The 23,948-nt window shown below is 41.4% G+C and carries 21 protein-coding genes; 12 read left to right on the plus strand and 9 right to left on the minus strand.

The features are described from left to right. Positions 1-49 precede the first annotated feature (49 nt). Both QZ576_RS10400 and QZ576_RS10405 read right to left on the minus strand, forming a co-directional pair. Positions 50-691, minus strand: coding sequence for an MBL fold metallo-hydrolase (locus tag QZ576_RS10400; protein ID WP_297096809.1), 642 nt, complete (start codon positions 689-691; stop codon positions 50-52). Between the two features lie 3 nt (positions 692-694). Beyond that, positions 695-1,345 carry a protein-L-isoaspartate(D-aspartate) O-methyltransferase gene (locus QZ576_RS10405; RefSeq protein WP_297096811.1) on the minus strand — a complete coding sequence of 217 codons (651 nt, stop codon included), beginning with the start codon at positions 1,343-1,345 and terminating at the stop codon, positions 695-697. Between the two features lie 165 nt (positions 1,346-1,510). On the opposite strand from QZ576_RS10405, the gene QZ576_RS10410 reads away from it, so the two are divergent. Together QZ576_RS10410 and QZ576_RS10415 are read left to right on the plus strand one after the other, a co-directional pair. Then, positions 1,511-2,374 carry a hypothetical protein gene (locus tag QZ576_RS10410; RefSeq protein ID WP_297096813.1) on the plus strand — a complete coding sequence of 288 codons (864 nt, stop codon included), beginning with the start codon at positions 1,511-1,513 and terminating at the stop codon, positions 2,372-2,374. A gap of 90 nt (positions 2,375-2,464) precedes the next feature. Further along, positions 2,465-3,883, plus strand: coding sequence for a sugar transferase (locus QZ576_RS10415; RefSeq protein ID WP_297096815.1), 1,419 nt, complete (start codon positions 2,465-2,467; stop codon positions 3,881-3,883). Between the two features lie 6 nt (positions 3,884-3,889). Here QZ576_RS10415 and QZ576_RS10420 read toward each other — a convergent pair whose 3' ends face one another. From QZ576_RS10420 to QZ576_RS10430, 3 genes are read right to left on the minus strand one after another with little or no spacing between them, the layout of a single operon-like run. Continuing rightward, positions 3,890-4,207 (minus strand): antibiotic biosynthesis monooxygenase, encoded by a 318-nt coding sequence (locus QZ576_RS10420; RefSeq protein WP_297096817.1) that lies wholly within the window; start codon positions 4,205-4,207, stop codon positions 3,890-3,892. Next, on the minus strand, positions 4,204-4,770 hold the full coding sequence (gene thpR, locus QZ576_RS10425) for an RNA 2',3'-cyclic phosphodiesterase (protein WP_297096819.1): 567 nt from the start codon (positions 4,768-4,770) through the stop codon (positions 4,204-4,206). The genes QZ576_RS10420 and thpR overlap by 4 nt, the downstream gene beginning before the upstream one ends. A 1-nt stretch (position 4,771) precedes the next feature. Continuing rightward, positions 4,772-5,356 (minus strand): DUF4294 domain-containing protein, encoded by a 585-nt coding sequence (locus tag QZ576_RS10430; RefSeq protein ID WP_297096822.1) that lies wholly within the window; start codon positions 5,354-5,356, stop codon positions 4,772-4,774. Between the two features lie 233 nt (positions 5,357-5,589). Here QZ576_RS10430 and QZ576_RS10435 point away from each other — a divergent pair, with 233 nt between their 5' ends. The 7 genes from QZ576_RS10435 (at position 5,590) to QZ576_RS10465 (ending at position 12,968) form a co-directional block, all read left to right on the plus strand. Then, positions 5,590-6,849: an arginine deiminase family protein gene (locus QZ576_RS10435; RefSeq protein ID WP_297096824.1), complete on the plus strand. Its 1,260-nt coding sequence runs from the start codon at positions 5,590-5,592 to the stop codon at positions 6,847-6,849. Positions 6,850-6,872: 23 nt separating this feature from the next. Further along, positions 6,873-7,403, plus strand: a complete 531-nt coding sequence (locus QZ576_RS10440; protein WP_297096826.1) for an RNA methyltransferase — start codon at positions 6,873-6,875, stop codon at positions 7,401-7,403. A 187-nt stretch (positions 7,404-7,590) separates the two neighbouring features. After that, positions 7,591-8,883: a DUF2851 family protein gene (locus QZ576_RS10445; protein WP_297096828.1), complete on the plus strand. Its 1,293-nt coding sequence runs from the start codon at positions 7,591-7,593 to the stop codon at positions 8,881-8,883. A 16-nt stretch (positions 8,884-8,899) separates the two neighbouring features. After that, positions 8,900-9,964, plus strand: a complete 1,065-nt coding sequence (locus tag QZ576_RS10450; protein ID WP_297096830.1) for a TrkA family potassium uptake protein — start codon at positions 8,900-8,902, stop codon at positions 9,962-9,964. 2 nt (positions 9,965-9,966) lie between these two features. Next, a complete protein-coding gene (locus tag QZ576_RS10455; protein ID WP_297096832.1) occupies positions 9,967-11,229 on the plus strand; it encodes a PQQ-binding-like beta-propeller repeat protein in 1,263 nt (420 codons plus the stop codon). A gap of 69 nt (positions 11,230-11,298) precedes the next feature. After that, positions 11,299-12,246: a HAMP domain-containing sensor histidine kinase gene (locus QZ576_RS10460; protein ID WP_297096834.1), complete on the plus strand. Its 948-nt coding sequence runs from the start codon at positions 11,299-11,301 to the stop codon at positions 12,244-12,246. Positions 12,247-12,326: 80 nt separating this feature from the next. Further along, positions 12,327-12,968, plus strand: a complete 642-nt coding sequence (locus QZ576_RS10465) for a hypothetical protein (RefSeq protein ID WP_297096836.1) — start codon at positions 12,327-12,329, stop codon at positions 12,966-12,968. On the opposite strand, the gene QZ576_RS10470 is transcribed toward QZ576_RS10465, so the two are convergent. Continuing rightward, a complete protein-coding gene (locus QZ576_RS10470; RefSeq protein WP_297096837.1) occupies positions 12,965-14,956 on the minus strand; it encodes an OmpA family protein in 1,992 nt (663 codons plus the stop codon). The two genes, QZ576_RS10465 and QZ576_RS10470, sit on opposite strands and share 4 nt — an antisense overlap. A 291-nt stretch (positions 14,957-15,247) precedes the next feature. Next, a complete protein-coding gene (locus QZ576_RS10475) occupies positions 15,248-17,437 on the minus strand; it encodes a glutamine synthetase III (RefSeq protein WP_297096839.1) in 2,190 nt (729 codons plus the stop codon). A 262-nt stretch (positions 17,438-17,699) separates the two neighbouring features. Here QZ576_RS10475 and QZ576_RS10480 point away from each other — a divergent pair, with 262 nt between their 5' ends. Genes QZ576_RS10480 through QZ576_RS10490 form a run of 3 tightly spaced genes read left to right on the plus strand, consistent with a single transcriptional unit; the run spans position 17,700 to position 21,033 of the window. After that, positions 17,700-19,058, plus strand: coding sequence for a hypothetical protein (locus QZ576_RS10480; protein WP_297096841.1), 1,359 nt, complete (start codon positions 17,700-17,702; stop codon positions 19,056-19,058). A 55-nt stretch (positions 19,059-19,113) separates the two neighbouring features. Then, positions 19,114-20,163, plus strand: a complete 1,050-nt coding sequence (locus tag QZ576_RS10485) for a hypothetical protein (protein ID WP_297096843.1) — start codon at positions 19,114-19,116, stop codon at positions 20,161-20,163. 9 nt (positions 20,164-20,172) lie between these two features. Further along, positions 20,173-21,033, plus strand: a complete 861-nt coding sequence (locus tag QZ576_RS10490; protein WP_297096845.1) for an HAD-IIA family hydrolase — start codon at positions 20,173-20,175, stop codon at positions 21,031-21,033. 313 nt (positions 21,034-21,346) lie between these two features. Here the strand turns inward: QZ576_RS10490 and QZ576_RS10495 are convergent, their stop codons facing one another. Next, complete coding sequence (locus tag QZ576_RS10495; protein WP_297096847.1) at positions 21,347-22,465, minus strand: histidinol-phosphate transaminase; 1,119 nt, start codon at positions 22,463-22,465, stop codon at positions 21,347-21,349. 106 nt (positions 22,466-22,571) lie between these two features. Beyond that, positions 22,572-23,573, minus strand: a complete 1,002-nt coding sequence (locus tag QZ576_RS10500) for a glutamine synthetase beta-grasp domain-containing protein (protein ID WP_297096849.1) — start codon at positions 23,571-23,573, stop codon at positions 22,572-22,574. Positions 23,574-23,948 lie beyond the last annotated feature (375 nt).

The raw sequence follows: 23,948 nt of genomic DNA on the forward strand, positions 1-23,948 counted from the left end.
CTCAACCGATTCTAAAACATGATTTTAAACAATTTTAAAGTGTTTACCTTCAGGTTAAAAACGGATTATTCTCTTTTTCAAAGCCAAGCGTCGTTTCCGGTCCGTGACCACAGTAAACTTTTGTATCGTTTGGTAGCGGAAAAAGTTTCTCTTTAATATTGGTAATCAAAGTATCAAAATCGCCACCGGGCAAGTCGGTTCGGCCAATACTGCCATAAAATATTACATCGCCAGCAATTAACAAATTATCGTTTTTGCTGTAAAAAACTACATGGCCGGGAGCATGTCCGGGAACATGAATAACTTCAACACTTGATTCGCCAAACTCAATCGTTTGTCCCTCTTCAATAAATTCATCAATGGGTTTTACCGGCTGCATTTCGAAATTATACATTTTCCCCTGGTCAACAGCCCGATCTACCCAAAAGGCATCGTCGGCATGCGCATAAAACGGGATTTTATACTCGTCGCGAATAAAATCAACACCCATAATATGATCGAAATGGCAATGCGTATTAATAATTTTTACCGGTTTCAGTTCGTTTCGTTCAATGTAATATTTTACCTCGTCCTGCTCTTCTCCGTAATAAAACCCGGGATCAATAAGTACACATTCTTTTGTTGCTTCGTCGCTTAAAACCAAGCTGTTTTCGCCCAAAGGGTTTACTACAAATTTTTCAACTTTTATCATTTATCAGAAATTTACGGTTCCTTTTAAGAGAGGAACAAAAACAAAGCCTCCATGTTTTTTCATGGTGTAATCATTTTCGCCGGTTCGGATAATTTCGCACATATCCTGATGCTTATCGTTACCCACCGGCACAACAAGTTTCCCCCCAATTTTAAGCTGCGTTTTTAATTCGGGCGGAACCAATGGAGCACCTGCAGTTACCAGTATTTTATCGAAAGGCGCAAAATCGGGCAATCCTTTATAACCGTCGCCAAAAAAGCAAGCCGGTTTATACCCGATCGATGGCAAAAATTTATGTGTTTTTGTGTACAACTCTTTTTGTCGTTCAATAGTAAAAACTTTTGCTCCCATTTCAACCAAAACCGCAGCCTGGTAACCCGATCCGGTTCCAACTTCCAGAATTTTTTCGCCCTTTTGCACATCAAGCAACTGGGTTTGAAAACCTACCGTGTACGGTTGCGAAATGGTTTGTCCGGCACCTATTGGAAATGCCTGATCTTTGTATGCAAAATTTATAAAACCACTGTCCATAAACAAATGGCGCGGCACATTGCCAATAGCCTCCAAAACCGATGGATTTCGGATACCCTTCACTTTCAGGCCTTCAACCAAACGCTTGCGCAAGCCTTTATGTCGCGATGTTTCGTTTATCATTTTTACGTTGCTATGTTCACAAAATTAATCGAATATAGTTACCAACAACAGTTGCTGCACATAATGAATATTAACATTTAACGTTGATAAATTAACACTGGTACATTTAAAAGATGTTGGGCTGTATTCTATATTTGCATTTAAATTCATTTTAAATAGCGCACTATGCTGAATGTTGGATTAATCGGGAACACTGAAATTCTTGAGCCTTTTGTAATGGAGATCAAGAAAAATACCCAAATAAATATTATTGGGAAAGCATCTGTTGGATCAAGCGAAGAGCTGACCGGTTTTCATTATTCCATTCCGGAGTTTAACCGGGTTGAATTAATTGAACGCGCGGATGTGATTATCATGGACAACTCAACGCCCATGCCGTTTAAATTTATGCGCGAAATTGTAAAAAAATCGAAGCACATATTTTGCGCGGAATATCCCGATCTCACCATCGACGAGTGTACTGAACTGAATAAACTGATAAACGAATCGCGATCGGTGGTGCAGGTTACCAATCCGTATTATTTCTCTCCGGCCATTCAGTGGGTAAATAAAAATGTAAAAACACCGGCTTTTATCGATTATTCAAATTTTGAGCAGGATGTAACCGAAAAGAAATCGTTGTACCCGATGTTGCTCATGCTGTTGAAGGTTACGGGCATTTCTCCGAAAAAAATAGGAGCAGTTACTTTCCCGGGGTTTAATAACTCGAAATTTACCAACGTTCGCCTGGAGTTTGGCGACGCGTCGGTTGTTAACCTGAACTTCGGGAAGCTGGAGTCGCTGAAGAATTTTAAAGTCAGAATTTATTCCGACAACCAGTTTGCTACGTTTAACTTCAGCAAGGAGAAGTTTTTGTCTGACAATGAGCCTATTGAATTTGATGACGATTGCAGGATTAGCGAGCTGGATATTTTTATTCAGGCAATTGAAGGAAAGATCAAAAAAATATCGACACTTGACGATTATTTAATTGCCATGCACGTGGCGCAAAAGATCAACAAAAAGATAGCGCAGTTTTCTATTCATTAATGCCAATAAAAAACTATTTTTGCCGCAATATTTTGCATTACAGGCCGTTTAAATACTGATTGTAAAACGACCTGACTTAATCGCTTGTTAATGAATAAATCGTGGCAAACAGCCAAATATTTATTTTTCGATTTTTTTGCCGCAGCACTTGCCTGGGCTGCTTTTTTTGTGTACCGAAAAGAAATTATTGAACCCCAGTATTTTAACGGATGGGACGTTCCTTTTGAACTCACTCCGCAATTCTATTTGGGCTTGTTGATCATCCCTGCTTTTTGGATTACATTTTACTACATTGTTGGGTTTTACAATAATATTTATCGCCGATCGCGACTGCTTGAACTGGGACAAACTTTCTCCACATCGATAGTTGGCGTGGTGGTAATTTTCTTTGCTTTTTTATTAGACGACTGGATTGGATCGTACAAAAACTATTACAATCTGGTGTTCACGCTCTTCGGATTACATTTTTCGCTCACCTATATTTTCCGATTAATACTGACCACACAAACCATTCACAAAATTCACAAACGTAAGATTGGTTTTAACACGCTTATTATCGGAAGTAACGAGAAGGCGCTGAAAGTATACAACGAAATGTCGAGCCAGGTGCGGCCTGCCGGAAATAAATTTGTTGGTTTTATCGAATTGGATGAAAACAGCGACTCCGTTTTAAGTGAGCAGTTGCCCATGCTCGGCCACATAAAAGACATCATCGACATTCTGGATAAACAACAAATTGAGGAAGTTATTCTGGCGCTGGAAACAAGCGAACACGATAAACTGAGCGAAATTCTTACGATTATTGAAAACAGGCAAATCACCATTTGGGGAATCCCCGATTTGTACGATTTGCTGTCAGGAATGACAAAAACCAACACGATTTTCGGAAGTCCGCTGATAAAGATCAGTAACGGCTTAATGCCCGGTTGGCAGGAAAACATGAAACGATTGTTGGATGTTCTGTTCTCCATAATTGCGCTAATCCTGTTTTTCCCGGTATTTATTGTGCTGGCGTTTATTATTAAAACAACATCCAAAGGGCCAATTATATACAAGCAACAGCGCGTAGGACGATACGGGAAACCATTTTATATTTACAAACTGCGAAGCATGGTTGCCGAAGCAGAAAATGGCTCGCCTGCACTTTCGTCTGAAAACGATGCACGGATTACTCCGATCGGTCGCTTTCTGCGTAAAACACACCTCGATGAAATTCCACAGTTTTTCAATGTAATCCAGGGAAGTATGTCGTTGGTTGGACCTCGTCCCGAGCGGGAATTTTACATTAAACAAATTGTAAAACGCGCACCGCATTACACGCACTTGCATAAACTGCGTCCGGGAATTACTTCGTGGGGACAGGTAAAATATGGTTATGCTTCGAATGTTGATGAAATGTTGGAGCGTTTAACTTACGACATGATGTACCTGAAAAACATCTCCTTGTACATCGATTTTAAAATCCTGATTTACACTGTCATGGTAAGTGTAAAAGGCAACGGAAAATAAACCGTATTAAAAACCAAATTCCGCATCGCGCTCCACAAGAGCAACTCTTAACTTGTACTTTTTATACCATTTTTCTTTCCCCAGTTTTTGTGCCTGCAAATGATGGGTATTTTGTTTCCAGTTCTTAATGGCTTCCAAACTCTCCCAGTACGAAACGGTTATTCCCAATCCATCACGCGCTGATTCTTCACCTAAAAATCCGGGCTGTTGTTTGGCCAGTTCCAACATTTGTTGAGCCATTTCGGCATAACCTTCTTCAATCGCGCTGCGCTCTGTGGTAAAAATCACTGCGTAATAAGGTGGTTTTGGTGTATTGGCAATCATTTTAATGGGAATGTTTTTATTGGCCTGTATTCGGGGCCGGTTTGTTTTAATATACTCTGAAACAGAATTATCTCTTTTACTTCAACTTTCTGGTATTCTACTGCGGGCATTTCATCTAAAATGGAGAAAAACCGGTTTCTGTTTTCTACCGATTTTATGCGGCCTAAAGTTAAGTGTGGCCTGAATGTTTTTTGCTCACCATCAAAACCACAGGCAACTACCTGCTCCTCAATTTCCGGGACCAATTGCAACAAATCTTCCGAATCGTTGAGTTTTAGAAACAAAACGCGTGGCTGATTTTTGCTTTTAAAGTAGCCTGTTCCTTTTAGGGTAATCTCAAATTTCGATTTATCAGAAAATATATCCTCTATTCGATCGACTAATTCGTACAGTTGCTCGCGTGTTGTGTTACCAATAAATCGTAGTGTTAGATGAAAATTTTCGGTGTCAACCCAGTTTATGCGGTCGTTGGGAAACAAGTTTTTAAAATGCTGCAGCAGCTTCAGTACTTCCTTATTAGGAGCAATTTTTATGGCTATAAAAGTTCTGATGTGGTCTCGCATTTTAATAGTATCCTAATTCAATTAATGTTACTATTTCTTCCAGTATCTGGTCTTCTTCATCCGGATCGTAGCCGGCTTTTAAGTCGTTTCGGAAAAGTTTGGCAATTCCCTGCCAAAAGGTAGCACTAAATCCTCCACGGAAATCTTTTATTAAACTGTATGGCGTTCGTTCCGTTTCGCGATTGATGAGTTTCAGCAAAATCCGCCCATCCGAAATCGACCACTTTTTCAGTTCTTCTTTGTGTTTGTCGAGCAACTCTTTCTCAAGCTGTTTCATTAATTTCCGTTGCTCTTTCCGTGTTTCCAAAGCGTAGTATTCGGGCTCGTACTCTTTTAACAATTCGCGCGCTTCAACAGCCAGCGGGTACACTTTCTTCACTTTTTGTATGTAACGCGTGTATCGCCTGTATTGTCGTTTGTTTTTAAACTCCCGATCCGGGAAAACAGGTATCTCTTTTATGTTCTTAAAAATTATCGTGTCGCCATCCTGAACATAGCCAATATTAATCTCAGAAGTATCGTTTTCCTGCGCCCCGGCCAGCCACGCTCCCATCAAAAAAATCGTTATAAAGACAAACCTCCTCATCAAAACATTTTTAGCAACATAAAAGTAGAACGAAACGAGTATACTAAAAAGTCTGTTGTAATACACATTGAATGAGCGATTTTTTTCATACAACGGCGAGTGAATATAATCATGCGAGTTACATCTGTTGCCGTAAAATAACCAATTATAAACAGATGAAATAATCGTTAATCAATTACAGACCATGCAAAGTTTATATCTTTGATCCCGAAAACAAAAGATTATACGCGATTATGCAAACATCGGTTCATTCAGAAATTGGCCAATTAGAAGGCGTAATTATCCACACTCCGGGCTCGGAAGTTGAAAACATGACACCGGCAAATGCCGAACGTGCACTGTACAGCGACATTTTAAATCTATCGATTGCTTCGACCGAATATGCCCAGTTTGAGGGTGTGCTAAAAAAAGTATCGAAGGTATACCAGGTGAAGGATCTGCTGGCCGACATTTTGGCTATTGACGAAGTAAAAAAAGAGCTGCTGAATGAAATCTGCATGACCGAATACATCGATTCGTGCCAGCAAATGATTGATACCGATGCAAAGACATTGGCAACAATGCTGATTGAAGGCGTGGTGCTGGAGAAAAACAACCTTACCAATTACCTGAGCAACGAGCGTTTTTTGCTGCGTCCCTTGCACAACCTGTTTTTCACGCGCGACTCGGCCATGGCAATGAATGACAATATGCTGATCGGTAAAATGGCCAACCCGGTGCGCGAGCGGGAATCGCTGATTATGGAGGCCATTTACAAATACCACCCGGATATTGAGAGCCATGTATTAAATCCTGCAAAACCGGAGTCGAACATTATGGTGAACCGAAAATCGATGGTAGAAGGCGGTGATGTACAAATTGCCCGCGACGATATTTTTGTGATCGGCACCGGTGTTAGAACCAGCACACAGGGTATTGATTTTATCATTGAAAACATTAAAAAGCAGAAAAAAGGGAAACAACATATTATCGTTCAGGAGCTACCCGAAACACCCGAGTCGTTTATTCACCTCGACATGGTTTTTACTTTTCTGAACACCGATGAATGTATGGTTTATCCGCCGGTAATTTTTGGAATGAGTCGTTTTAAAACCATTCATCTTGAAATTGAAAATGGCAATGTTAGCCGAATTGAAGAAATGCCAAACCTACCAAAAGCCTTGAAAAAACTGGGTATGGATTTAAAACCGATTTCGTGCGGAGGCAATAGCGACGAGTGGATTCAGGAGCGTGAACAATGGCATAGTGGTGCAAACTTTTTGGCTTTTGCTCCGGGGAAAATAATTGGCTACCAACGTAACGTTCACACCATTGAAGAGCTGAACAACAACGGTTACGAAGTAGTTGCAGCTACGGATATTATTTCGGGAAAAGTTTCGGTTGACGATTACAAAAAGTGTGTGGTAACCATTGCCGGATCGGAACTGGCGCGCGGCGGTGGCGGTGCGCGTTGTATGTCGCAACCATTCAGACGAGCCGCAGTCAACTGGTAAATGACATTGAAAAGAAAAGATTTATGCGCAAACTCAGAAATATAGAACTTGGCCGTTTAAGCGTTGAGGAATACAAACAATCGACCAAAACACCCATTGTTGTGGTGCTCGACAATATCAGAAGCTGCAACAACATTGGCTCGGTGTTTCGCACATCGGATGCTTTACTGATTAATAAAATCTACCTGTGTGGGATTACAGCCACCCCTCCCAATAACGAAATCAGGAAAACTGCGCTCGACGCTGAAAAATCGGTTGACTGGGAATATTTTGAGCACACCGAAGAAGTGGTAAAAAAACTGCAGCAGGAAGGTTTTAAAGTTTATGCCATTGAACAAGTGGAAAACAGTATTATGCTGCCCGATTACCAACCTGCAGACGATGAAAAAGTTGCATTGGTTTTTGGCAACGAAGTAAAAGGCGTAAAACAAAGTGTGGTGGATCTTTGCGATGGCAGCATTGAAATTCCCCAGTACGGCACCAAACATTCTTTCAATATTTCGGTAAGTGCCGGAATTGTTTTGTGGGATATTTTTCAGAAAATTTCAAATTAAAGGACAAACCACTAAGACACGAAGGACACAAAGAAGAATACGTATAAACTTAGCGGCCTGGTATTCATCGTGGTAAATCGTTTAAATGTCAAGCTAAATTATTGATAGCCTGACTCAGAGTCAGACCATCAATTTCTGGAATCTCAAACATTTTCCTTATTTTTAAGGGAAACTAAAATATTCCCAAATGACTGACCCACAAAATATGCCCGAAGAATTTCTTCAATACATTTGGCAAAACAAACTTTTCGCAACAAATCAGTTACAAACCGTTGAAGGCGATCGACTGGAAATTATTGACCAAGGCAGAAAAAATACCGATTCCGGTCCCGATTTTTTTAATGCCAGGATCAAATTAGACGACACAATTTGGGTCGGCAATATCGAAATCCACAAATCGGCATCCGATTGGCAAAAACACGAGCATACCAACGACAAAGCCTACGATAATGTTATTTTGCATGTTGTTGAAACGGCCGACACTTCCGTCACCCGAACTAATGGCGAGCTTATTCCGACATTGATTTTGCACTACCCCGAGCAACTAAAGCACAACTACCAAAACCTGATTAATGCACAAACCTGGATCGCCTGCGAAAACCAGTTCCACAAAGTTGACCCGATTATGTTGCAGTTGGGTTTTAACCGACTGATGATAGAGCGACTGGAAACAAAAACACAAGCAATCGTTGAGCAACTGGAGCAAAATAACAACAATTGGGAGGAGACATTTTTTCAGATCCTGGCTCGAATGTTTGGTTTTAAAGTTAATGCAGTGCCCTTTGAATTACTGGCCAAATCGCTTACCGTACAAACCTTGCTCAAACACAAAAACAGTCTTTTTCAGTTGGAAGCTTTATTGTTTGGAAACTCCGGATTACTGAACCAACAATTACTGGGCGACGATTATTTTATACGGCTTCGTGAGGAGTACTCTTTTCTGTACAAAAAGTACAAGCTAAAAGGAATTGAAGGCCATTTGTGGAAATTTATGCGCCTGCGTCCGCCGAACTTTCCAACTATTCGCATTTCGCAACTGGCAGCGCTTATTTATCAAACGGAAGGTCTGTTTTCAAAAATACTGGAAATTGAATCTACCGATGAACTAAAACAATTGTTTAAGGTGAAAGCTTCGGAATACTGGGACACGCATTACAATTTCAATAAAGCATCGAAAAACACTAAGCCAAAGGAACTTGGCGACACCGCTGCCCAAATTCTGATTATCAATGTTATCGTTCCGTTTTTGTTTGTTTACGGCGAAAAACAAAACAAACACCACTTAAAAAACCGGGCGCTCGAGTTTCTGGAAAACCTTCCGGCAGAAAGCAATTCTATCATTTCAAATTGGTCAGATTTGGGTATTCAGGCGCGCTCAGCTTTTGATTCGCAAGCCTTACTTCAACTAAAAAACTATTACTGTGAATCAAAAAAATGTTTAAATTGCCAATTAGGGGTGAAATTAGTTTCATCAGTATAAAATCAGGACGACTAACATGCCAACAAGTAGCCAACAGTATAATAAATTTCAAGCGGTTTCGAGCAAAACTGTCAAGATCGGAATTGGTCTGCTCTCATCGATTTTAATTTTTGGCTCAATGGGTTATTATTACATCGAAGAAATGACCCTGCTCGACAGTGTGTACATGACTGTGATCACCATCTCAACCGTTGGTTTTAAAGAGGTTGGCTCGCATCCATTAACCCCCGACGGAAAGATATTTACCATTGCTTTAATTATTATAAGTCTGGGTAGTGTAGTGTATGTAGGCTCAAATATGGCACGTTTTGTTTTCGACGGAGAATTGGCTAACTATATAAAAACGTACAGGGTGGATAAAAAAATTGCAAAATTAAAAGACCACGTAATTATTGTGGGATATGGCCGAAATGGCGAACAGGCAGCCATGGAACTGGCCGAAAACGAGGTGGAGTTTGTTATTCTCGATAAACGCGACAATGTGATTTCACGAATTCGGGAGAACGAAAACCTGTTGTATATAAAGGGCGATGCAACCCACGAAGAAACGCTGGAACAAGCAGGAATTAACAGGGCGCGCGCGTTAATTGCAACTACACCGAACGATGCCGACAACGTTTTTGTAGTGCTTACCGCGCGAAGCATGAACCCGGGACTTACTGTTATCAGCCGTGCTTCGGAACTGGAAAGCCAAATGAAATTAAAACGCGCCGGCGCCACCAATGTAATTATGCCTGAACGTATTGGTGGTCAGCGAATGGCAAAGTTGGTTCATCAACCTGATGTTGTTGAGTTTATCGAATATATTTTGCTGCAAAAATCGCAGGATGTTACGCTTGAAGAAGTTTCGTGCAAACGCCTGGCACAACGTTTTGTAGGCAAATCAATTGCCGAGCTCAAAGTTCGGGAAACCACAGGAGCCAACATTATTGGAATAAAAATAAGTGGTGCCCGTTACGTTTTTAATCCCGATCCGCAAATGATACTTTCGCGTAACGATCAGCTTTTTGTTTTGGGAAATCCGGACCAGATAAAACGCCTGAAAGAAGTAATGGAAAGTGAAGTTCAGTTAAAAAAATAAGTATGTTCAAGTTGAAATACCTGCCGTTTTCCCTAATCGTAATTTTTAGTTTTGTTTGTTTCCTGAACCTTGAAGCCCAAATAATTCAGTTCCGCGGTCCTAACCGCGATGGTGTTTTCCCTGAAAAAGGTTTGCTAAAACAATGGCCGGAAAATGGTCCCGATATCTTGTGGGTAGTCGAAGACCTTGGAAAAAGCAATGCATCAACAATTGCCACCGACAACAGAATTTACACCACCGGAAATATCGACTCATTGGAATACTTGAGCTGCCTCGATTTGCGGGGAAATATTCTTTGGCAAAAACCGTATGGAAAAGCCTGGAAAAATTCTTACCCGGAAGCACGTTGCACACCAACACTTGAAGATAACCGGTTGTACCTGCTATCGGGATTGGATCAGATGGCCTGCTTAAATGCGGAAACCGGAGAAACGATCTGGAAGGTTGATTTACACGAAAAATATCAAAGCGACTGGGACATGTTTGGTGTTTCCGAGTCGCCACTTTTGGTTGACGACAAAGTAATCGCATCGATCGGGGGCGAAACAGCAATGGTAGTTGCGCTTGATAAAATGACCGGAGAGTTGGTTTGGAAATCGGAAACGATGCATGCCAAACGCTCGAACATTACACCCGCACTGATTGAACACTGTGGCAAAAAATACATTATTACGGCCAACCAAACGCATGTTATTAGCCTGAGTGCCGAAACCGGCGAAATTATGTGGAGTTTTCATCATAATTACCTCGATAATAATGGAGACAATACGACTATTTTAACCAACGTGCCTACCTATCACGACAGCTGTGTGTGGATTACCAGCGGATGGGATGTTAAGTCGTCGATGTTGAAAATCGCTCCTGACGGGAAGTCGTTTACCGAAAAATTTGCCGATCACACTTTCGATAATGCCAACCACGGAGTTGTGCTGATTGATGGTTTTCTTTATGGCTCGAACTTTACAGGCCGGCAAAGCGGAAAATGGATTTGCATGAACTGGGACACTGGCGAAATTGTATGGATTGCCGATTTCAATACCAAAGGGCCGATAATCTCAGCCGAAAATATGTTATACCTGTGTGACGAAAAACGAGGCAATATGGCACTCGTGAAGGCAAACCCGAAAAAGTTTGAAAAAGTTAGTGAGTTCAAAATAAAATATGGTTCAGGTCCGTATTGGTCGAGGCCGGCCATTTATAACGGAATGCTTTTGGTAAGGCATGGTAAAGTGCTGGTTGCATACGACATTCGAGAAAAAATTTAACTTTACCCCCGTTTTTGATAATCCTGACAACAGTAAAAATACTTATTTGTATTTTTATGCTTCTGTTTTATGAAAAAGATAAAATTTGAATACCGAATCACGTTAATCTATCTCCTCATCGGTGGGCTCTGGATCATTTTCTCCGATAAGTTTTTGCTAACGATTACCAGCGATCAGGAAATCTTAACGAAATTTCAAACCTACAAAGGCTGGTTTTATGTGGCCGCTACCTCTGTTCTTTTGTTTTTGCTATTAAAATCGCACCTGAAAAAACTGCGCGAAGCTGAAGCCGAGGCGAAAAAAAGTAACGATCTGAAGACTGCATTTCTGCAAAATATTTCGCACGAGATAAGAACTCCGATGAACAGTATCGTTGGTTTTTCCGACATTCTGAACACCCACGAATTTAATGAGGAAGAGGTGCATCAGTATCTTGCCATCATTCGAAACAGCTCGAACCAATTGCTTTATATCGTTAATCAACTGCTTGATATTTCCATGATTGAATCGGGCAATGTAAAGGTATTCGAAAACACTTTTACGCTGAACAATATGATCGATGAAATTAATGCAGCTTTTAAGCCCATTGTAAAGGATTCGATAAAATTTGTGGCCGAAAAAGGACTGAGCGATGAAGAAAGTTACATTGTTACCGATGCAGGTAAACTTCGCCAGGTAATTATGAATTTACTGAACAATGCCAATAAATACACCGTAGCAGGCACCATAAAATTAAGCTACAAGCTTGAAAAAGACATGTTGAGATTTACCATTGAAGATTCAGGAATTGGCATTGCTTTCGATAAACAGCAATACATTTTTCAACGTTTTCAAAAGGCGCATAACGAACATAAAGAGTTTTACGACGGTGTTGGCTTGGGACTTTCAATCTGTAAAGGCAACATCGATCTGCTAAAAGGAGATATTGGTTTTACCTCAAAGATCGGAAAAGGAACCACGTTTTACTTCCGAATTCCGTTTACTCCTGCCTCCTCAGATTCTCATTTTCGCCCATAAAATCAATTAACATAGTTTAGTTTTTTTTCAGCAACCTTAAAATAACTAATCCCGATCTTTGTGCTGAAAACTAAACAAAAATGAAAACAATAACCATTCTGTTAGCCATTACCTGTTGTATTAATGCGTATGCCCAAGACCCGCCTACTTTTATCATCGAAGGAAAAACGGTGAATAACGAAGGCCTCCCCATTGCCGATGTTTATGTAATAAATCCAAGAACTTTAGAAAAAGACATTACAAGAGCCAACGGTGTTTTTAAACTTTCTGTAAGTGCCCAGGACTCGCTGATATTCTCGCATATCTCCTATTTTCGCGTATCGGTTAAAGTGTATAATTTGCTGCAGAACCCAATCGTTAACATGGAATCAGAAAATGTGCAAATACCTGAAATAGTGGTTAGCCCGGAGCACAAAACAGATTTAAAACGCGCCCAGGAAAACCTTGACTTTTTAGACAGCTACAAACCGTTGAAGTACAATAAAATGAAACCGGAGAGCGATCCAACCACAACGATAATGACCGAGCACAACCGGTTGATGCGAACCGAAGCCGGATCAATAAGTTTCTTACCAATTTTGGGTGTTCCGTTGAAAGCAATTGACAAAGCAGTACAAAAACGGAAAAAGCGTAAAATGTACCGGACGGATTATTATTCTACCCGAAAAGTAGTAAAACCACCAATTGAGGAAAAAGAAAAAGAACCGGACGAGGAGAATTAACCTTCCGGCTCGGCATCAAACCGTTCGATAAAGTCGGTCGACAGTACTCTAAACTCCGTTCTACGGTTAATTCCACGGGCAATTTCCTGCTGCGCTTCAGGCAACTTCAGAATAAACTCTTCCGTCAGTTCATCGCCACGCTTTAAGAAATCGTACTGATTAGCCAATTTTCGATTCACGGTTTTTGGCCATGTTTCGCCATAACCTTTCGCTACCAAACGATCCGGATTTATACCCTTTTCAATCAGGTAATCCACTACACTTTGTGCACGTTTTTGCGACAAATCGAAGTTAAACTGATCGCTGCCAACGTAGTCGGTGTGTGCCATCAACTCAATGGTAATCGTTGGGTTAAAAACCAATATCTCAACCAGGGTGTCGAGTGCCGTTTTCGAGCTTTCGAGTAATTCCCAGCTGCCAAACTCGTAGTTAATATTATCAACTTTTATCGGCGCATCGGTTGGAGTCAGATTCATGGTAAAACGGAAGTCTTTACTGTCCTCCATTCCAATGGTGTTCACCGCCGCTTTATCGCGCAGGAAACCATCTTTAAAGGCCGCAAAAACATATTCTGTTTCGGGCTTCAGTTTCATTTTAAACTTACCACCGCGAGCGCGCACTTTCAGGTTGGTTCCGTCGGTGCCGATCACACGCATTGTCGAGCCATCGAGATGCGATGCAGTTTCTTTATTGAAAACGTCAATTTCTATTTGGTAAACTTTCGGAGGAACTACAAAAGAGTAAATATCATCGCCACGCGATCCTTTGCGGTTCGAGGTGAACATCCCTTTGTTTTCGCCGGTTACGAATGCAATTCCAAAATCGTCGGAAGGCGAATTCATTGGCGATCCCATATTTTCAACCACCAAAATTCCATCATCGTTTTTGTAGGCATGAAAAAGATCGAAACCTCCCTGACCAATGTGGCCATTCGAGGCAAAATATAGATCTCCGTTATCGCGAACAAACGGGAACATCTCGTCGCCCGAAGTATTTACTGTGGGGCCAAGATTTACCGGTTTTCCAAAACTACCGCCATCAATCGTTGCTTTCCAAATGTCTTTTCCGCCCTGTCCGCCGACCATATCCGAAACAAAATAGATCTCCAGTCCATCGGGGCTAAGTGCCGGATGTGCAGCAATAATACTGTCGCCAACAATTTGTAATTTTATCGGACTTGACCACGATCCTCGCGATTGCGAAGTGGAATACAACTCGGCTCCCATAGGCTGAGATTTATCGTAACGGCAGCGCGTAAAAATCATCTCTTCGCCGGTTGAGCTTAAAGTAATAGCGCCTTCTTCATCGCCTGTGTTAATGATCATTCCCTCTTCCAGCAACTTGGGTTTTTCCCATTTCTGCCGTTGAATACCAAAAGTTGCACGATAAATATCGGTGTATTTTTGCCCGGTAATCATACTTTCTTTTTTTCCGGTTGACGCTTCCCGCGACGACGTAAAAAATATCTCGTTATCGCGGCCACCAACAAAAACAGGAGCGAAATCACTCTCGCGCGAGTTAATTTCTTTTATCGGGTTTATGATGTGTCGTGTAGGATTGGCCACCCATTCCTGTGTTTTTTGCATGGCTTCAACACCATCCAAAGCACGCTGGTCGCCCGGAACCGAATCAAGATAAGTTCGGTAGGTTTCGTAAGCCTCTTCGTATTTTTGCGTAATGCGCAACATATCGGCATAATGCAACAAAGCTTCCGTGTCATCATAACCTAAACGAATGGCAAATTTGTAGTTCTGGGCGGCGTAATCGTACATTCCGATTGCCCGGTAACATTCAGCCAACTGATAGGCGTAATCGATCCGTTTTTGGCGGTTCTTTTCCTTTTTTCTGGCCTTGCGGTATTTTTCAATGGCTTTGTAGTATTCGCCAATATCCTGCGACAGCGTAGCATCGCGCCCATATCTGGTCGATCCGCAACCACTTAAAAATATGATTATAAAAACAAAAACAGCTAGTTTAACCTGCTTCATACCCATTCAATTTCGGGGAGTAAAAGTAAAATTTTTTTACCGACTATTTCCAATAATACCGATTTAACAACAAAATGTCGTATTCGTTCACTTCGCTCCGACTGCGCCTTTGTTGTAGCATCGGCATTAACCATTGTAGACTTCGAAATTCTAAGAGAAATTTTGAAGAACAATTGGTATAAATTTATTTCGTCTTTTATCTAACGAATTAATAGTTGCTTAAGTATACGGAAACAAAAAAAGACTTCCCGAAAATCAGAAAGTCTTTTTTGTATCGTTGTAAACGTCTCGTTATCGAACAAAAAGCAGCTCGCGGTACTTTGGTAACGGCCATTTTTCGTTATCAACAATCAACTCCAATCGGTCGATATGATCACGAATTTCATCCAGGTACGGACGGACTTCTTTATCGTATTCTTTCGATCGTTCAACCACATCCTCAACCTTATTGGCTTTTGCACGGGCTGCAATCATCTCTTTGCGTTTTGCTTTAATTGCCGATATATGACCTCCCACTTCCCGGATCAGCTCTAAACGACCACCGGCCAGCGACAGAAATTCCTCCTCAGGAAATACTTCTTTCAGGTTTTTCACATTTTCCAGCAACATGGTTTGGTACTCCACTGCTGTTGGCACAATGTGGTTAATGGCAATATCGGCCAGAACGCGCGATTCAATCTGCACTTTCATGATGAATTTCTCGTATTCAACCTCTACCCGGCCTTCAATTTCGGACTTATTGAAAATACCGTTTCGTTTGAACAGATCAACATAATCCTCGCGCAGATACGCTGCCAGTGAATCAGGTACATTTCCAATATTGGTCAAACCTCTTTTTTCGGCTTCTTTTACCCAATCATCGCTGTAACCATCTCCGTTAAAACAAATTGGCTTTGTATCGATGATCAACGTTTTCAATACCTGGAAGATCGCCTCATCTTTTTTCACTCCTTTTTCAATCAGGGTATCTACCTCTATTTTAAACTTTTTCAGCTGATCGGCTACTGCCGTGTTCAACACAATTAAAGCAGATGCATTGTTGGCCATCGATCCTACAGCGCGGAACTCAAAACGGTTTCCGGTAAAAGCAAATGGCGATGTGCGGTTTCGGTCGGTATTATCGAGAATAATTTCAGGGATTCGACCAATATTCAGTTTTAAAGCTGTTTTTTCATCCGGAGTCATTTTGCGATCAACTACCGCCTCTTCCATCAAATCGAGCATAGCCGACACTTCCGATCCGAGGAATACTGAAATGATTGACGGAGGTGCTTCGTTGGCTCCCAAACGGTGCTGGTTCGATGCCGTTAAAATACTGGCGCGCAGCAAATCCTGATTATCGTAAACAGCTTTTAATGTGTTAATTACAAACGTCAAAAACTGCAGATTCGATTTTGGGTTTTTACCCGGCGAATACAAATTCACACCGGTGTCGGTTGATAACGACCAGTTGTTGTGTTTTCCCGATCCGTTAATTCCGGCAAATGGTTTCTCGTGGAAAAGAATACGGAATTTATGGCGACGGGCAATCTTTTGCATAATGTCCATGCACAGCTGGTTATGATCGTTGGCCAAATTGGCCTCTTCGTAAATCGGAGCAAGCTCAAACTGGTTTGGTGCCACCTCGTTATGGCGTGTTTTTACCGGAATACCAAGTTTGTATGCTTCATTCTCAACATCCTGCATAAACTTGTTTACGCGCGTTGGGATCGATGAAAAATAGTGGTCATCAAGTTGCTGATCTTTTGAAGAAGCGTGGCCCATCAAAGTTCGTCCGGTTAACATCAGATCAGGACGCGCCATAAATAAAGCTTCATCAATCAGGAAATATTCTTGTTCCCATCCCAGGTTAGCCTGAACTCGGGTAACGTTTTTATCGAAATACTGGCACACGCTGGTAGCCGCTTTGTCGATTGTATTTAGCGCGCGCAGCAAAGGTGTTTTATAATCGAGTGCCTCGCCGGTATACGAAATAAAAATAGTAGGAATGGTAAGTGTAGTTTCGCTGATAAATGCCGGCGAAGACGGATCCCAGGCAGTGTAGCCGCGGGCTTCAAAAGTCTGGCGAATTCCGCCACTTGGAAATGACGAAGCATCGGGCTCCTGCTGTGCCAACAATTTACCCGAGAATGATTCGATCACACCGCCATCGGCACCATGAACAATAAATGCATCATGTTTTTCGGCTGTACCGTCTGTTAACGGGTGAAACCAGTGCGTGTAGTGAGTTGCGCCGTTTTCAATCGCCCAGGCTTTCATGCCCTGAGCTACCTGGTCGGCCATTTTACGGTCAACAGTAGTTCCTCGTTCAACCGCATCGGTTACTGCTTTGTAGGCTTCGCGCGACAAATATTTTTTCATTTTTGACTGATCGAACACCAACATGCCATAGTAATCCGAAACCAGGTTTTCTTCGCGTTCGATTTCCACCGGCTTACGGTTAAGCACTTCATCAAGCGCTTTAAATCTAAATTGTGCCATGATTAATTTTATTAAGTCTGTTTTTTGTCTGTGCTCAAAAATAATATTTTCCAAACTCAACACTGACATTTATCATGCTTAATCTTCGTTTTTTAAGAAAATGTTTACTCCTACCTCGAAAGAACAGGGGTAATTCTGGAAATTTTCCATTTTTTCGTAACACAACATACAAATACCACCACCCCGTTAAGCGAAAGATCTAATGCTGATATTTGTTATTTCCTCAAACATCGTTTATTTTAAATTAAATTTAGAGCGCGCAATGGATAAGCAAGAAATACTAACCAAAATAAAGGAACGAAATTTCACGAAAATAAAGTTTGCCGTAGCCGATATCGACGGGATTTTACGCGGCAAATACATTCATAAAAACAAGTTTTTGAATGCCCTTGAAAATGGACTCGGATTTTGCGATGTAATTTTTGGCTGGGACTGTGCCGACAAGTGCTACGAAAACAGCCAGGTTACAGGTTGGCACACCGGCTACCCCGATGCAAAAGCCAGCGTTGCCACCGAAACTTACCGCCAGATTCCGTGGGAAGATAATACGCCTTTTCTGCTGGGTGATTTTAGCAACGACCCGAAATATGCCAGTGCGGCCTGCTCGCGAAGTTTGTTAAAGCGAATTGCCGCCCGAAGCGAAGAAATGGGATTTAAACCTATCTTTTCGCAAGAATTTGAGTGGTTCAATTTTCAGGGAACACCAAGCGAAATTGCCGATGCTGATTTTAAAGATTTGCAGCCGATAACTCCGGGAATGTTTGGTTATTCGATATTACGAACTTCGCTTAACCAGCCCTTTTTTAACGACTTGTTCGAGCTGCTTCAGCAGTTTGATATTCCGTTGGAAGGCATGCACACCGAAACCGGCCCCGGCGTTATGGAAGCCACTGTTATTTACGACGAGATTCTGGCTGCTGCAGACAAAGCGCTGCTGTTTAAATCGGCAGTAAAAGAAGTGGCTTACAAACACAATTTCATGGCTACGTTTATGGCCAAATGGAATGATAAATTGCCAGGTTGTGGCGGTCATATCCACCAAAGTTTGTGGGATATCGACAAAAAGAAGAATATGTTTCTAGATGCAAACTCGAACGATGGAATAAGTTCAACAATGCAACATTATATTGCCGGACTGCTAAAATGTTTGCCCAAAATACTGCCGATGTTTGCGCCCAACCCAAACAGTTACAAACGATTGAGCGGCGGCGACTGGGCACCTCGCACGCTTACCTGGGGAATCGACAACCGCACTTGTGCTGTTCGCGCCATTCCGGGAAGTGAGAAATCTACACGCATCGAATTACGCGTTCCGGGATCGGACACAAATGCTTACCTGGCACTCGGCGCCTCGCTGGCTGCAGGACTTTACGGTATTAAAAATAAACTGCCGCTGAAAATTGCCCCGACCACAGGAAATGGTTACCTGGAAACAGGAAATGGCATTTTGCCTGATTCGCTGGAAAAAGCAACGAAAAAAATGGCCGAATCGGAAATTGCCAACGAATTGTTTGGCGAGGAATTCGTAAAACATTTCACGCTAACCCGCGAGTGGGAATGCCAGCAAATCGACAACAGCGATCCGCAATGGGAACTGAAAAGGTATTTCGAAATAATTTAAACAACAGGAAGGCTGCGAAGCAAAACCAACTAACTTTGAAAAAAACAAGAAAGAGATGATGCAGAAACTGGATTATGGAGAGATAATCAAACTGGCCTGGAAAGAATTTGATGGCGAAAGACACGAGATAAAAGGTGTTTTTGATGTGAGTGCCAAGGTTTCCACCAATCATGTATATAAATTATCGTTTTACAAACGCGAGCCTGTTTTTGCAAAAATCTCGGAATACGGAAACTTCGAAGATTTTCGCGAAGACCACATTATTATAAACAATCTGGCAAACAATCTCGAATATCCTTACCAGATGTTTCTGGCACAATCGCTTGTAAAAAGAAACGAACTGTTCATTTATCGTTACCACGAGCGCGATCGCAGTGCCTGGGTGGTGTTCTACAATCCTATTCAGATACGTAATAAACTGCCCCGCCGGCTGGAAGAAAAACACATAAAAAAACTGGGACGCGAGTTGGCTCGTTTTCATAAAGCGTGCACCAACGTTTCGAACCAGTTGCCACACTCCTCGAAAAATGTAATTACCGATATTCAGAAATTGAAACGCTCGATCCATAAAAGCGAAATACAAATGGACGAGTCGCACAAGGATTTGATTCTTCGTCATGCCGATTATTTTTTGGAGAATGCCGACCGCGTGAATTACAACACCGAAATTGAAACCATACCCGTTTTGGTTGACTGGAACATTGGGAATTTCTCGATAACCGGCGACGGAAAATTCTATTCGCGATGGGATTACGACTGGTTCCGAATGTCATCGCGCGTTATGGATTTTTACTTTTTTAGCCGCGTGGTTTCCGATGTTGGCGACCGCACGGTTTTCAGTTACAAGGTCGACACTTTGATGGAAGACCGCTTTATGCTGTTTCTGAAAGAATACCACAAAGTTTTTCCACTTACACCTCCCGAAGTGCATTTAATTAAAGAAGTTTACCGCTTTTTTATTTTGAATTATGTGATTAAAGACGGGCCTTACTTTTTCAGAAGATACTATTCGAACAAGCTGATTAAAGAGGCCTACGATACTTATTTTCCTGCCATGGAAGAGAAATACAGGGTAGAGAAAATTTTGAAAATATTAAAACTCTGATGCTGTATTATGATGAGAACAAAAAGTTTTAGAAGTGTAGTGAAAAACTACCGGGCCGTGTTTTTTGATGCTTTTGGTGTATTAAAAAATCATTCGGGATTGATTGAGGGCGTGGGAAATACTTTCGACTATTTAGAATCAAAGGGAATTCCTTACTACGTATTAACAAACGATTCATCGAGAAGCCCTGATGAACTGGCAAACTGGTATCAGAACAAAGGCCTGACCACAATTACCACCGATAAGATTTTGTCGTCGGGGATGTTGGCCATGGAATTTTTTAAAACAAAACTGGCCAACGGAAAAGCGGTTGCTTACCTTGGCACAAAAGCATCTGCTCATTACCTTGAGTCGGCCGGGCAAAACACAGTGCCCATCAGCGAAGTAAACCTCGAAGATCTTGAGCATATTAAATCGTTTGCTTTTCTCGACGACGAAGGATTTGACTGGAACAAGGACATTGATAAAACCATCAACCTGCTACGTCACAAAAACATGACGGTAATTGTAGCAAATACCGACATTAATTACCCGGTAAATAAAAACGATATTTCGGTGGCCGTTGGAGGAATTGCCGACTTGGTTGAGCAGATTCTTGGAAAGAAATTTATACGTTTCGGGAAACCCGATGCACAGATGTTTTTGCTGGCTTACGAACGTGCAATGAAGGATGTTCCGAACATTAAAAGAAACGAGATTTTAATGGTTGGCGACACGCTTTACACTGACATTATTGGCGGAAATAAATTCGGGCTCGACACTGTACTTGTTCTATCGGGAAACACATTGCCGGATAATGCCAAGATTAAAATCGTTAGTTCGGGAATTATTCCAACTTACGTTTGCGACTCGGCAGTTATTGAGTTGTAACTGGATGCTGGATACTTGATGCTGGATGCTGGAAGGCTTTGCGTTTTTCAGAAAGGGAAATCGTAAAAATGGTCCTATCTCCCGGCGCTTACGCACCGGGCTTTAAACGTTCTCCCCTTTGGGGCTATTTGCGTATTGCTATTTGCATATTGCCTACTCATTCCCTCAATAACTCATTCACTTAAAGAGGGAAATTATTAAACTGCTGAAATGTCAAATTGTAAACTGACAACTGTGACTGTAAACTGAGACTAGTTACTATAAACCTATAGTTCTATTATCACTTTTGACTTTGAACTTTTACCTTTTGCCTTTAAAATTCTGCTGCCACCTCTTTCAGTGCATGAATTAGCAGTTGATCTTTATCACGGCCTTTTGAAGCGATTCGGATGTGTTTATCGTCGAGGCCGATTTTATTGGAGCAGTCGCGCACATAAACGCCAAAATCCTGCAGCAATTTCATTTGCAAATCGTAAGCACTCATTGCAAATTTTACTTTCAGAAGTATAAAATTACTGTTCGACGGATAAACTTCGTATCCATCGATTTTGCACAATGCTTCGTGCAATTCCCGAACATCGGAAATGACATGTTTGCGGGCATTGTGGTATTCAACATCGGTATCTTTTAGCTGCGTTAAAAAGTACTCGGCCAGCGTGTTGATGTTCCATACGGGCAAAGCATTTCTTATTTGCTTCAGGTACTCCTGATTAGCAGTACAGCAATAGCCCAAACGCAAACCCGGCACACCACAATGTTTACTCATGCTGCGCACAATTATCAAATTATGAAACTGCTCAACCATTGGCATCAGACTTGGTATTTCTTCGCCGGCAAAATCAATAAACGACTCATCAACCAGCACAAGTTTCAAATGCTTCATGCGGTTAAAAAAACCTGTTATGTCTTCAATCGAAATTAACTGCCCTGTAGGATTTCCGGGATTAATAATTAGTGCTGATGACAATTTTTCGTTCTCCAGCCAGTCAGCGTATTCATCCAAATCCAGCTGATACTGTTTATCAGCAGGTAACTGAAACAACTTCACCTTTTCCAGGTTCTGAACCTTCTCGATGTATTCGCTAAATGTTGGAATGGGAATCCCCATGTCCTCAAGAAAATTATTTTGAATGATCGTGATCAGTTCAGTAGCACCGTTTCCTAATACAAGGTATTCGGGTTTTACATGCACAACGGCAGCTAAATCCTGCTGAGCCAATTTCGGATTACTCGACGGGTATGCTTTTATCACCTCGGGCAATTTATCCTGAAGTTTTTGAAGCAATTTCTCATCGGGGAAGTAAGGATTCTCAATGAAACAAAAATCCACCACATCGCCCAACTGTTCTTCTCCAACAATATCAATTAACGACGGCGAATGAGAAGTTTCGTTAAACAAGTGACGTTTTATTTCAATTTGTTTCCCTAACATGGCTTTAAATTTTTGGGCATTAATTTTTGCGACGACAAATTTGAGCAAAAAAAAACTGCCCTACAATAAGGACAGTTTCTTTTTATTATGCAATTATGTCTTGGTTTTAAACTTTTGCAGCTTTAACCGTTTTGATGATGCGAGCACCAATTTTGTAAGGATCACCGTTTGAAGCAGGACGACGGTCTTCCAAACGACCTTTCCAACCATCTTCAACAGTTCCTACAGGAATACGGATAGAAGCACCACGGTCAGAAACACCATAGCTATATTCTGTAATAGCTTGAGTTTCGTGTAAACCAGTCAGACGCTGATCGTTGTATGCTCCGTAAACTTCAATATGCTCAGTAATGTGTTTACCGAATTCTTCGCAAATTGCAGTAAATACTTTTTCGTCTCCACAAGTTCTCATCAAACCGTTAGAGAAGTTAGCGTGCATACCTGAACCGTTCCAGTCAAGGTCTTTTCCTAGTGGTTTTGGATGCCACTCTACATCAACACCATATTTTTCGGCAGTACGCTCTAATAAGAAACGAGCCATCCAAATTTGGTCACCTGCATCGTGTGCACCTTTAGCAAAAATCTGGAATTCCCACTGTCCGGCAGCAACCTCAGCGTTGATACCTTCAACGTTCAACCCAGCTTCTAAACAAAGGTCGAAGTGCTCTTCAACAATTGCACGACCGAAAGCTTTAGAACCACCTACACCACAGTAGTAAGGTCCTTGTGGCTCAGGGAAACCGCCTGCCGGGAAACCTAATGGAAGACGAGTTTGTGGATCGTACAAGAAATATTCCTGCTCGTAACCGAACCAGAAATCTTCATCTTCTTCTGTAATGTGTGCACGGCCGTTAGTTTCGTGTGCTGTTCCATCAGGATTCAAAACTTCAGTTAAAACTAAGTAAGCATTTTTACGGTCCGGATCAGGACAGATAAATACAGGTTTTAAAAGAAGGTCAGAAGCTTCGCCTCCAGCCTGATTAGTAGAAGATCCGTCGAATGACCACACTGGACAATCTTCCAATTTACCGCTGAAGTTATCAGCTACACGAGTTTTAGCTCTTAATTGTTGAGTTGGCACACTACCATCCAACCAAATGTATTCCAATTTTGATTTCATGATGTAATAAATTTTATATAAATGTAGATTTTTTCTAACTGTCGTTCACAAAAATAGGAGCAAATGAAACTAATAAAACCATTTTACTAACAAATTGTAATAAATTAATACAAAATTTACATTGAAAATAGATTTTTGTCAAACACCCCAAAATTAATGATACCCCCTCACAAATTCTTCATTTTTAACGTTAAAAGCTCTTAAAATTTATGCTACCCCCGCCAGATATTTGCATCTTTTCATCAGAATGCCCCCAAAACAGAACACACCCCTGTTTTTATCATTTTTCAAGGTTGCCTATTGTAGATATTTATGGCGAAATGTAATTTTATACACCCAAGCATTACCAATTGATAGATTGAA

Source organism: uncultured Draconibacterium sp. (assembly GCF_913060805.1).
Classification (GTDB): Bacteria; Bacteroidota; Bacteroidia; order Bacteroidales; family Prolixibacteraceae; genus Draconibacterium.

Bases quoted from the DNA above. Each gene is read 5' to 3' on its own strand.
- QZ576_RS10400 (WP_297096809.1), bottom strand. From the start codon at position 691: ATGATAAAAGTTGAAAAATTTGTAGTAAACCCTTTGGGCGAAAACAGC.
- QZ576_RS10405 (WP_297096811.1), bottom strand. From the start codon at position 1,345: ATGATAAACGAAACATCGCGACATAAAGGCTTGCGCAAGCGTTTGGTT.
- QZ576_RS10410 (WP_297096813.1), top strand. From the start codon at position 1,511: ATGCTGAATGTTGGATTAATCGGGAACACTGAAATTCTTGAGCCTTTT.
- QZ576_RS10415 (WP_297096815.1), top strand. From the start codon at position 2,465: ATGAATAAATCGTGGCAAACAGCCAAATATTTATTTTTCGATTTTTTT.
- QZ576_RS10420 (WP_297096817.1), bottom strand. From the start codon at position 4,207: ATGATTGCCAATACACCAAAACCACCTTATTACGCAGTGATTTTTACC.
- thpR (WP_297096819.1), bottom strand. From the start codon at position 4,770: ATGCGAGACCACATCAGAACTTTTATAGCCATAAAAATTGCTCCTAAT.
- QZ576_RS10430 (WP_297096822.1), bottom strand. From the start codon at position 5,356: ATGAGGAGGTTTGTCTTTATAACGATTTTTTTGATGGGAGCGTGGCTG.
- QZ576_RS10435 (WP_297096824.1), top strand. From the start codon at position 5,590: ATGCAAACATCGGTTCATTCAGAAATTGGCCAATTAGAAGGCGTAATT.
- QZ576_RS10440 (WP_297096826.1), top strand. From the start codon at position 6,873: ATGCGCAAACTCAGAAATATAGAACTTGGCCGTTTAAGCGTTGAGGAA.
- QZ576_RS10445 (WP_297096828.1), top strand. From the start codon at position 7,591: ATGACTGACCCACAAAATATGCCCGAAGAATTTCTTCAATACATTTGG.
- QZ576_RS10450 (WP_297096830.1), top strand. From the start codon at position 8,900: ATGCCAACAAGTAGCCAACAGTATAATAAATTTCAAGCGGTTTCGAGC.
- QZ576_RS10455 (WP_297096832.1), top strand. From the start codon at position 9,967: ATGTTCAAGTTGAAATACCTGCCGTTTTCCCTAATCGTAATTTTTAGT.
- QZ576_RS10460 (WP_297096834.1), top strand. From the start codon at position 11,299: ATGAAAAAGATAAAATTTGAATACCGAATCACGTTAATCTATCTCCTC.
- QZ576_RS10465 (WP_297096836.1), top strand. From the start codon at position 12,327: ATGAAAACAATAACCATTCTGTTAGCCATTACCTGTTGTATTAATGCG.
- QZ576_RS10470 (WP_297096837.1), bottom strand. From the start codon at position 14,956: ATGAAGCAGGTTAAACTAGCTGTTTTTGTTTTTATAATCATATTTTTA.
- QZ576_RS10475 (WP_297096839.1), bottom strand. From the start codon at position 17,437: ATGGCACAATTTAGATTTAAAGCGCTTGATGAAGTGCTTAACCGTAAG.
- QZ576_RS10480 (WP_297096841.1), top strand. From the start codon at position 17,700: ATGGATAAGCAAGAAATACTAACCAAAATAAAGGAACGAAATTTCACG.
- QZ576_RS10485 (WP_297096843.1), top strand. From the start codon at position 19,114: ATGATGCAGAAACTGGATTATGGAGAGATAATCAAACTGGCCTGGAAA.
- QZ576_RS10490 (WP_297096845.1), top strand. From the start codon at position 20,173: ATGATGAGAACAAAAAGTTTTAGAAGTGTAGTGAAAAACTACCGGGCC.
- QZ576_RS10495 (WP_297096847.1), bottom strand. From the start codon at position 22,465: ATGTTAGGGAAACAAATTGAAATAAAACGTCACTTGTTTAACGAAACT.